At 74.1% G+C, this 9,290-nt stretch carries 5 protein-coding genes; all 5 read left to right on the top strand.

The window, feature by feature from the left end; genetic code table 11:
• Positions 1 to 3,432: Ig-like domain-containing protein (locus GJV82_RS18665; protein WP_196217313.1), on the top strand; the 3,432-nt coding region annotated here is incomplete at its 5' end.
• A gap of 49 nt (positions 3,433 to 3,481) precedes the next feature.
• The gene (locus tag GJV82_RS18660) at positions 3,482 to 4,456 is read left to right on the top strand and encodes an AAA family ATPase (protein ID WP_155100261.1); all 975 of its coding nucleotides are present in this window, start codon (positions 3,482 to 3,484) and stop codon (positions 4,454 to 4,456) included.
• 79 nt (positions 4,457 to 4,535) lie between these two features.
• The gene (locus GJV82_RS18655) at positions 4,536 to 5,861 is read left to right on the top strand and encodes a DUF58 domain-containing protein (protein ID WP_155100260.1); all 1,326 of its coding nucleotides are present in this window, start codon (positions 4,536 to 4,538) and stop codon (positions 5,859 to 5,861) included.
• Positions 5,861 to 8,362: a transglutaminase-like domain-containing protein gene (locus GJV82_RS18650; RefSeq protein ID WP_155100259.1), complete on the top strand. Its 2,502-nt coding sequence runs from the start codon at positions 5,861 to 5,863 to the stop codon at positions 8,360 to 8,362. The genes GJV82_RS18655 and GJV82_RS18650 overlap by 1 nt, the downstream gene beginning before the upstream one ends.
• Positions 8,359 to 9,290, top strand: a 932-nt coding sequence (locus GJV82_RS18645; protein WP_155100258.1) for an RDD family protein, incomplete at its 3' end; no start/stop codon positions are given. The genes GJV82_RS18650 and GJV82_RS18645, both read left to right, overlap by 4 nt.

The following is a 9,290-nucleotide window of genomic DNA, read 5'->3' as shown; positions in this document are numbered from 1 at the left end:
CCCCGCGAGATCGAGGCCCGCGTCCTGTCCGGCGCGACGGTCCGCGTGGACGTGCCGCTGGACGGGATCGACCCCGACGGCGACTCGGTCCAGGTGACCGGGATCGCGTCGCCCGCCTCGAAGGGCACGCCTCAGGTCGTCGACGGGATGATCGAGTACACCGCGTCGAAGAACGCGACGGGGCTCGACACGTTCACGTACACGGTCCTGGACGCGCGCGGCGCGACGGCGAACGGCACGGTGCGCGTGGGGATCTCGCGACCGGGCGAGACCAACCAGCCGCCGGTCGCGGTGGACGACGAGATCACCGTGCGGCCCGGCCGCACGGTCTCGGTCGCGGCACTGGTGAACGACACCGACCCCGACGGGGACCAGGTGGGCCTCGTGCCCGGCGGCATCGAGGACACCCACGACCTCGACGCCGAGGTCGTCGGCGACCGGATCGTGCTCACCTCGCCCGACGACGACGGCGCGTACACCTTCTACTACGCGATCCAGGACACGTACGGTGCGCGGGCCACGGGCGCGGTGACGGTGAACGTCTCGGCGAACGCGCCGCTGCTGCCCCCGGTCGCGCGCGACGACACCGTGCCCGTCGAGGACATCCTCGGCAGGACCGAGGTCACCGTGCCCGTCCTGGACAACGACGAGGACCCCGACGGCGCCGCGACCGAGCTCACCGTCACCAGCGACGCCGAGACCACGACCGTCACCCCCGACGGCGAGCTCGTCGTCACCCTCACCGAGGCCCGCCAGGTCATCACCTACACCGTGACCGACATGGACGGCCTCACCGCCAAGGCGTTCGTCAAGGTCCCCGGCCTCACCGACCAGGCGCCCACGCTGCGACCGGGGACGGTGCTCGAGGTGCTCGCGGGCGAGTCCCTGCCGATCGACCTCACGGAGCACGTCCTCGTGGTCGAGGGACGCAGCCCGCGCCTGACGACCGAGGACAAGGTCACGGCCACGGAGGGCTCGCGCGAGGTCACGTCCGTGACCGAGATCGTCTACACGCCGGACGCCGACTTCACCGGGCAGGCCGCGGTCTCCTTCGAGGTGACGGACGGCTCGGGTCCCGAGGACCCGGACGGCAACACGAGCGTCCTCACGATCCCGATCACCGTCCTGCCGCCGGAGAACCTCGCCCCCGAGCTCGTGGGCACCCCGACGCTCGACGTCGCGGCGGGCGAGGAGGCCACGGTCGACCTCGCGCGCTTCGCGACGGACGCCGACGGCGACGCGCTCACGTTCCAGGCCACCCCGCCGGGTGGCGGCCTCTCGGTCTCGATCGAGGGCGGCACCACGCTGCGCGCCCAGGCCACGGCGGAGGTGCCGAAGGGCACGGTCGTGCAGGTGCCGATCACCGTGACCGACGGCGAGCACCCGCCGGTCGAGGGCACCGCGACGCTCACCGTCGTCGCCTCGACGCGCCCGCTGGCCCGCGCGAACGACGACGCGGTGCCGGACGCGCACCAGGGCAAGGAGACGCGGGTCCCCGTCCTCGCGAACGACTCCAACCCGTTCCCGGACGTCGCGCCGCTGACGCTCGTCGACGCGGTCGTCGAGACGGGTCAGGGCTCGGCGAGCGTCACGGGCGACCAGGTCGCGGCCACCCCGCGCGACGACTTCATCGGCGTCATGGTGGTCCGGTACCGCGTCCAGGACGCGACGAAGGACCCCGACCGCGAGGTGGAGGGCCGCATCCAGCTCACCGTGCTCGGCAAGCCGGACGCCCCGCCCACGCCCCGGGTCGAGGAGGTCCGCTCGAAGACCGTCGTGCTGTCGTGGGACCCGCCGAACAACAACGGCGCGGACATCACCGGCTACACCGTGCGGTCCCAGAACGGCTACGAGAAGGCCTGCGGCACCACCACGTGCACGCTCGACGGCCTCACCAACAACGTCGAGTACACCTTCACCGTCTTCGCGACCAACGCCGTCGGCGACGGCCCCGCCTCGCCGCCGTCCGCCGTCGCACGCCCCGACGAGAAGCCCGACCCGCCCGCCGCACCCACGCTCGAGTTCGGCGACCAGTCGCTTATCGTCACCTGGACCAACAAGACCTACACCGACCGCTCGCCCATCCAGACGGTCGACCTGGAGATCTCGCCCGCACCGCCGGGCGGGGCGACGCAGAAGACGGCCCTCGCGGGGACGTCGGTCACGTGGGACGGCCTCCAGAACGGCGTGGCGTACAAGGTCCGCGTGCGGGCGAACAACCTCGCCCCCGACCCGTCGGAGTGGGGCGAGTACTCCGCGGCGGAGACGCCGGCGGGCAAGCCTGCCGCGCCCGGCAAGCCGTCGGCGCAGCGCACCTCGATCGGCGACACGTCCCAGATGAAGGTCTCGTGGTCGGCGCCGAACGACAACGGCGCCCCGATCACGACGTACACCGTCGAGGCGGTCCGGGGCGGGTCCGTCGTCTCCACCACGTCCGTCGCGGGCGGGTCGACCTCCGCGACCATCGGCGTGCCCGCGGACACCACCGGCTACTCGTTCCGGGTGCGCGCGCACAACAAGGCGACGGACAAGTTCGGCGACGCGGACTTCTCGCCCGCCTCCGACCCGGTGCGCGCGTTCGCGAAGCCGGGCGCCGTGTCGAACCTCACGGCCGACGCGACCGGGACGAACGGGCAGATCAAGCTCTCCTTCGGCGCGGCGTCCGGCAACGGCGTCCGGTCCGACGAGATCAGCTACCAGTACGACGCCGGCGGCGGCTGGCAGAACCTCGGCTCGAACAAGACCGTCGGCGGCCTGACCAACGGCAAGTCGTACTCGATCAAGGTGCGTGCGGTCGCGGGCGTCGACGGCGCACGCGAGCCCGGGCCGGCGGCGACCGCGAACGCGGAGTCGCCCTACGGGCCCATCCCGGCGCCCCAGGTGAGCATGTCCGGCGGCGACCGCTCCATCAAGTACCAGTGGTCGACGTCCGGCAACGGCCGGGACTACACGGTGTCCGTGCGCGGGGCCGTGCAGTCGAGCGCGAAGTCCGGCTCGGGCACGCTGAGCGTCGGGTACGACGTCACGCGCGAGATCTGCGTCAAGGTGACGCCCACCGAGGGCGCCGCCAAGGAGACGTGCAAGTCCGCGACGTCGGACAAGAAGCCCGAGCCCGTGTTCACCGTGAGCAAGGGCAGCAACCACAAGCTGCCCGACGGCCGGTGGCCGGGCACGTGCCAGCACAGCTCGTGCGCCGAGCTGTACCTCACCATCAAGGACGGGCCCGCGAACACCTCGTTCCGCGTCACGTGCTACGGCGGCGGGTCGCAGATCGGCTCCGGCAACTACAGCTACGACGCGCAGAACCGCGCGCTGCGGACGGACGGCAACGGCAACTACTCCGGCGGCCAGCAGTGCGTGTGGGGCCAGCCCGGTTCGTCCGTCCGGATCTCGACGACCATCGGCAACACGAACACCATGACGTGGTACTAGCGCCACCCCCCGCCCCGGTACCCCCAGCACAGCGAACGGAAAGCGACGCATGAGCACCATGACCCCCGAGCAGGCCACCTGGTTCGCTCAGACCTTCGACCGCCTCGTCACGAACGTGGGGCAGGCCGTCCTCGGCAAGGCGCACGTCGTGCGCCTCACCCTGACCTGCATGCTCTCGGAGGGCCACATCCTCCTCGAGGACGCCCCGGGCACGGGCAAGACGTCGCTCGCGCGCGCCCTCGCGGCCAGCGTCCAGGGCACGAACAACCGCATCCAGTTCACGCCGGACCTCCTGCCGTCCGACGTCACGGGCGTGACGATCTACGACCAGAAGACCGCCAAGTTCGAGTTCCACCAGGGCCCGATCTTCGCGTCGATCGTGCTGGCGGACGAGATCAACCGCGCATCGCCCAAGACGCAGTCGGCGCTGCTCGAGGTCATGGAGGAGGGCCGGGTCACGGTCGACGGCGTCGGGCACGAGGTCGGTCGTCCGTTCATGGTCATCGCGACCCAGAACCCCATCGAGCAGGCCGGGACGTACCGGCTCCCGGAGGCCCAGCTCGACCGTTTCCTCATGAAGGCGTCCATCGGCTACCCGGACCACGCCTCGACGGTCGAGATCCTCTCCGGCGCGTCCGTCCGCGACCGCAGCAAGACGCTGCAGCCGCTCATCACGACCCAGGCCGTGACGGAGATGGCGGAGCTCGGCGCGCGCGTCCACGTGGACGGCGCCGTGCTCGAGTACGTCTCCCGGCTCGCCGAGGAGACGCGCAACGCCCCCGAGGTGCGCGTGGGCGTCTCCGTCCGCGGCGCGCTCGCGCTCGTGCGGTGCGCGAAGGTCTGGGCCGCCGCGCACGGGCGCAACTACGTGCTGCCCGACGACGTCAAGGACCTCGCGCAGCCGACGTGGGCGCACCGCCTCGTGCTCGACCCGGAGGCGGAGTTCGCCGGCGCGACCAACGAGGCCGTGCTGGGCCGGCTCCTCGCGGACGTCGCCGCGCCGCAGGAGCGCCGCTCCGCCTGACGCGGTCGGCGCCTCGCGCCGTCCCGCACCGTGCCGCCACCGGCGGACCGACCTCCCGCACCGACCGAGAGCACATCGCATGAACGCCTCCTCCGGCCCGAGCACCCGCTCGGGCAGCCGTCCCCCCGGGACGGCCGGCACGCGTACCGCGTCGTCGGCCCTCGCCGGGCTCCTGCAACCCCTCGTGGCGGCCGTCCGGCGGGCCCTCGCACCGGTCGCGCGGGCTCTGGCACCCGCCGTGCAGGCGGTCGGGCCCGTGACGTCGGCGGTCAGCCCGTTCGGGTGGGCGGCACTCGTCGCCACGGTCGCGGCCTGGTGGGCGGGGCTCGCGCTCTCGTGGCTCGAGCTGCTCGTGGTCGCCGTCCTGCTCACGGTGTCGCTCGTCGCGGCCGTCGCGTTCGTGCTCGGCCGGTTCCGCTACGCCGTCGTGCTCGACCTCGCCCAGCAGCGCGTCACCGTCGGCGACCGCGCGGTGGGCCGCCTCGACGTGCGCAACGACTCGGCGCGCCCGTTGCTCCCGTCGGTCATGGAGCTGCCGGTCGGGCAGGGCATGGCGACGTTCCCGGTGCCGCGCCTGCGCCCGCAGGCGAGCCACGAGGAGATCTTCACGGTGCCGACGCACCGCCGGTCGGTCATCTCCGTGGGCCCCGTGCGCTCGGTGCGCGCCGACCCGCTCGGGCTGCTGCGGCGCGAGGTCGTGTGGACCGAGCCCGAGGAGCTGTTCGTGCACCCGCGCGTCAAGAACCTCTCCGGATCGTCGACCGGGTTCCTCAAGGACCTCGAGGGCCGGGTCACGACGGACATCTCCAACTCGGACGTCTCGTTCCACGCGCTGCGCGACTACGTGCCGGGCGACGACCGCCGGCACATCCACTGGAAGACGACGGCGCGCACGGGGCAGCTCATGGTCCGCCAGTTCGAGGAGACGCGCCGGTCGCACCTCGCCGTGCTGCTCTCGACGCGCGCCGAGGACTACGCGCACGACGACGAGTTCGAGCTCGCCGTGAGCGCGTGCGGCTCGCTCGGCCTCCAGGCGATCAAGGAGGACCGCGGGGTCACCGTCCTCGTCAACGACGGCAACCTGCGCGGCGACCACCGCACGCGCCTCCTCGACGACCTCGCGCGCGTCGAGACGACCTCCCAGCGCACGTCCCTCGTGGACGTCGCGCGTGTCGCGGGACTGACGATCACCGACGCGTCGGTCGTCGCGTTCATCGTCGGCAGCAAGGTTACGCCGACCGAGCTCCGCGCGGCCTCGGCCCGGCTCCCGCAGGACGTGCGCGTCATGGCGATCCAGTGCGTCCCCGGCGCGTCCCTGAGCCGGCACGCGATCGCGGAGCTCGTCGTCCTCACGATCGGCGAGCTCGGCGAGCTCCCCCTCGCCCTGCGGAGGCTGAACGACTGATGAGCGCCCCCAGCACCACGACGCGCGGCTCGCGCCGCGCCACGCCGGTCGGCACCCCTGCGCCGTCGTCCGGCACGTCGCAGCGCGGCACCACCCGCCTGCGCGGCTCCGACACGCCGCGCGCCCTGACCGCGCTCGGGGCCGTCGACGCGCTCGCGCTCGTCCTCGTGCTCGGCGCGACCGCCGTCGGGTTCGGCCCCGTGTGGGGCTCGACGGGCTACCTGCTCCCCGCGGTCGGCGGCGCCGTCGTCGGCCTCGTCGTCGCCTGGCTCGGCGCGTGGCGTCGCTGGGCGGCGTTCACGGTCCTCCCGGTGGCGGTCGTCGCGTACCTGCTCCTCGGCGGCGCCCTCGCGCTGCCGGCCGACACGATCGGCGGGGTGCTCCCGTCGCTCGGGACGATCACCGACCTGCTGACCGGCGCGGTGACGGGCTGGAAGGAGTTCGTCACCACCGTCCCGCCGCTGCGCTCGTTCCCGCACCTCGCCGTCGTGCCGTACCTGCTCATGCTCGTCACCGCGCTGCTCGCGGGGACGATCGCGTGGCGCGCGCGCCGCGCCGCGTGGGCGCTCGTGCCGGTGGCCGTCGCGTTCGTCGGCGTCATCCTCCTGGGGACGGTCATCGCGGCGTTCCCCGTCGTGCAGGGCCTCGTGGTCGGCGGCGTCGGGCTCCTGTGGGCCGGGTGGCGCGTCACGGCCGCGCGGCTCGGCGCGCACCAGATCACGACCGAGGCGAGTCGGGCCGCGACCCGCCGGCTGTGGTGGCACCGCGTCCGGACCGGGGCCGCGATGCTCGTCGTCGGCGCCGTCGCGGCGGTGTTCGCCGCGCCCGCGCTGCTCCCCGACGAGCCGCGCACCGTGCTCCGGGAGACCGTCGTCCCGCCGCTCGACCTGCACCAGTACGTCAGTCCCCTGACGGGCTTCCGCAAGTACGCCAAGGACATGCGCGAGGACGAGCTCTTCACGGTGCGTGGCCTCCCCGCGGGGGCCAAGGTGCGCCTCGCGGCCCTCGACACGTACAACGGCGTCGTCTACGACGTCTCGAGCGGCCTGCCCGGCTCCGGCGTCTACACGCGCGCGGGCGAGGAGATCGCGACCGTCGCACCCGGCACGCCCACGCGCGTCGACGTCGAGATCGGCGCGTACGGCGGCGTGTGGGTGCCCGACGTCGGGCAGCTCTCCGGCATCACGTACACGGGCGAGCGTGCCCGCGAGCTCGGCGAGACGACGTACTACAACTCGACGACCGGGACCGCCCTGGCCACCGCGGGCCTGCGCCCGGGGGACACCTACACGCTCGACGCGCTCGTCACGCCCGAGCCCACCGAGGACGACCTGCGCGCCGGCGCGATCGACCAGTCGGTCGAGGTGCCCGTGCCGCCCAAGGGCGTGCTGCCCGCGTCGCTCGCGGGCAAGGCCGCGCAGTTCATGGGCGAGGAGACCGAGCCCGTCGACCAGCTCTTCGCGCTGCGCGACGGCCTCGTCGCGAGCGGCGTCTTCTCGAGCGGTCTCGACACCCAGCCGCCGTCGCGCCCGGGGCACTCCGCGGAGCGCATCGACACGCTGCTCGCCGACGAGGAGATGATCGGCGACGACGAGCAGTTCGCCGTCGCGCTCGCGCTCATGGCGAACCAGGCGGGCATCCCGGCCCGCGTCGTCATGGGCTTCTACCCGGACGCGGAGAAGAACCCGCTCGAGCCGGGGGAGCCGTTCACCGCGACGGGGACCGACGTCCACGCGTGGGCGGAGGTGCCGTTCGTCGGGCACGGGTGGGTGCCGATCACGGCGATCCCCGACGAGGACAACAAGATCAAGCCCGAGCCCAAGAGCCTCCAGGTGCCGAAGCCGCCGATCCTCGAGGACCCGGAGCCGCCGGAGGAGCCCGCCGAGGCCGAGGCCGGGAAGATCGACGACGAGGACAAGGAGGAGGCCGAGAGCGACGGCTTCGACTGGGGCCAGGCGCTCCTCATCGGCGTCGCCGTGGTCGTCCCGCTCGCGCTCCTCGCCCTGCCGGTCGTCCTCGTGCTCGCGTACAAGTCGCGCCGCCGGGCGCGCCGGCGCACGGCACCGCGGCCGGTCGACCGCGTGAGCGGCGGGTGGCGCGAGGTGCTCGACGCCGCGGCCGACCTCGGGACGCCCGTCCCGGCCGGGTCCACGCGCCGCGAGGGCGCGGGGATGCTCGCCCGGTCGTACGGCGCGACGGCGACGATCCCGCTCGCGCACCGCGCCGACGCGACGGTCTTCGGTGCGGGCGAGCCCAGCGAGCAGGAGATCGAGGCGTTCTGGGCGGACGTCGACGGCGTGCTCGGGGGGCTACGCTCCTCCGTGAACCGTCGTGCCCGCGTGCGTGCCGCCCTCTCGTTGCGGTCCGTCCGCGCGGGCTCGGGTTCGTCGGGACCGCGCCGGTGGCTGCCCCGCCGCGGCGCCGGCCCCGAGGGCGGGGCCGTGCCGCCGGCGGCAGGGTCGTCGTCGGGGCCGACGAGACGACAGGGAGACGAGTCATGAGCGACGTGACGTGCGCCGCCTGCGGGTCCGCGCAGTCCGCGGGTGCCGCGTTCTGCGCGGTGTGCGGGCAGCCCTTCCCCCGGACCGGCCGCCCCGTGGCGCAGCCGCCGGCCGGCCCGGTCGGCGGGGTGCAGGCCGTCGCGGGCCGCGGCGGGGCCGCCGTACCGTACGCCGCTGTCCCGCAGTCGGCCCCGGACACGACGACGGAGCCCGAGGTCTACGCGGCGACGCAGAAGGCGTTCGGCCCCGCTCCCGTCGCGCCCGCGTCGGGCTCGCTCGACGGCGCCCCGTCCGCGGGCGTCGGACGCCGGTTCGTCGCCTACCTCGTGGACGTCGCGGTGCCCGCGGTCGTCGCGCTCGTCGTGCTCCTCGCGGGGACCGCGATCGTGGGCGCCCCGCTCGGGAGCGCCCAGGCGGTGACGCAGGAGGAGGCGGCCGCGATCCTCGGCAAGCTCCTCGTCGTCTACGTGCTCGCGGCCGTCCTCGCGCTCGCGTGGTGGATCGGGGTGTGGTTCTGGGAGGGCTCGACGGGCAAGACGCTCGGCAACCTCCTCACCGGCATCCGCACGGTGGACGCCGCGTCGCGGGGCCCGGTCGGCTTCGGCCGTGCCGCGCTGCGCTGGATCATCGTGGGCGTCGTACCGGCGGGCGGGATCCTCGTCGTCCTCCTGAGTCCCGGGTTCGACTCGTCGGGCCGGTCGCAGGGCTGGCACGACAAGGCGGGCCGCTCGCTCGTCCTCGACGTCCGAGGCGCCGTCCCCGCGGCGTCACGCGACGAGGGCGTCGCGTCGCTCGTGCCGGGCGCCCCGTCCCAGCCCGCGTACGCGACCGGGCAGGCCGCCGCGTACCCGGCCCCCGCGCCGTACGCGCCCGCGGCTCCTGCCGGCCCGGGCCCGGCGACTCCGCCGCCGTCCGCCCCGGCCGCCTT

It is taken from the genome of Cellulosimicrobium composti (genome assembly GCF_009711085.1).
GTDB classification, from domain to species: Bacteria; Actinomycetota; Actinomycetes; order Actinomycetales; family Cellulomonadaceae; genus Cellulosimicrobium; species Cellulosimicrobium composti.
This window is presented reverse-complemented; position numbering and strand designations above follow the sequence as displayed.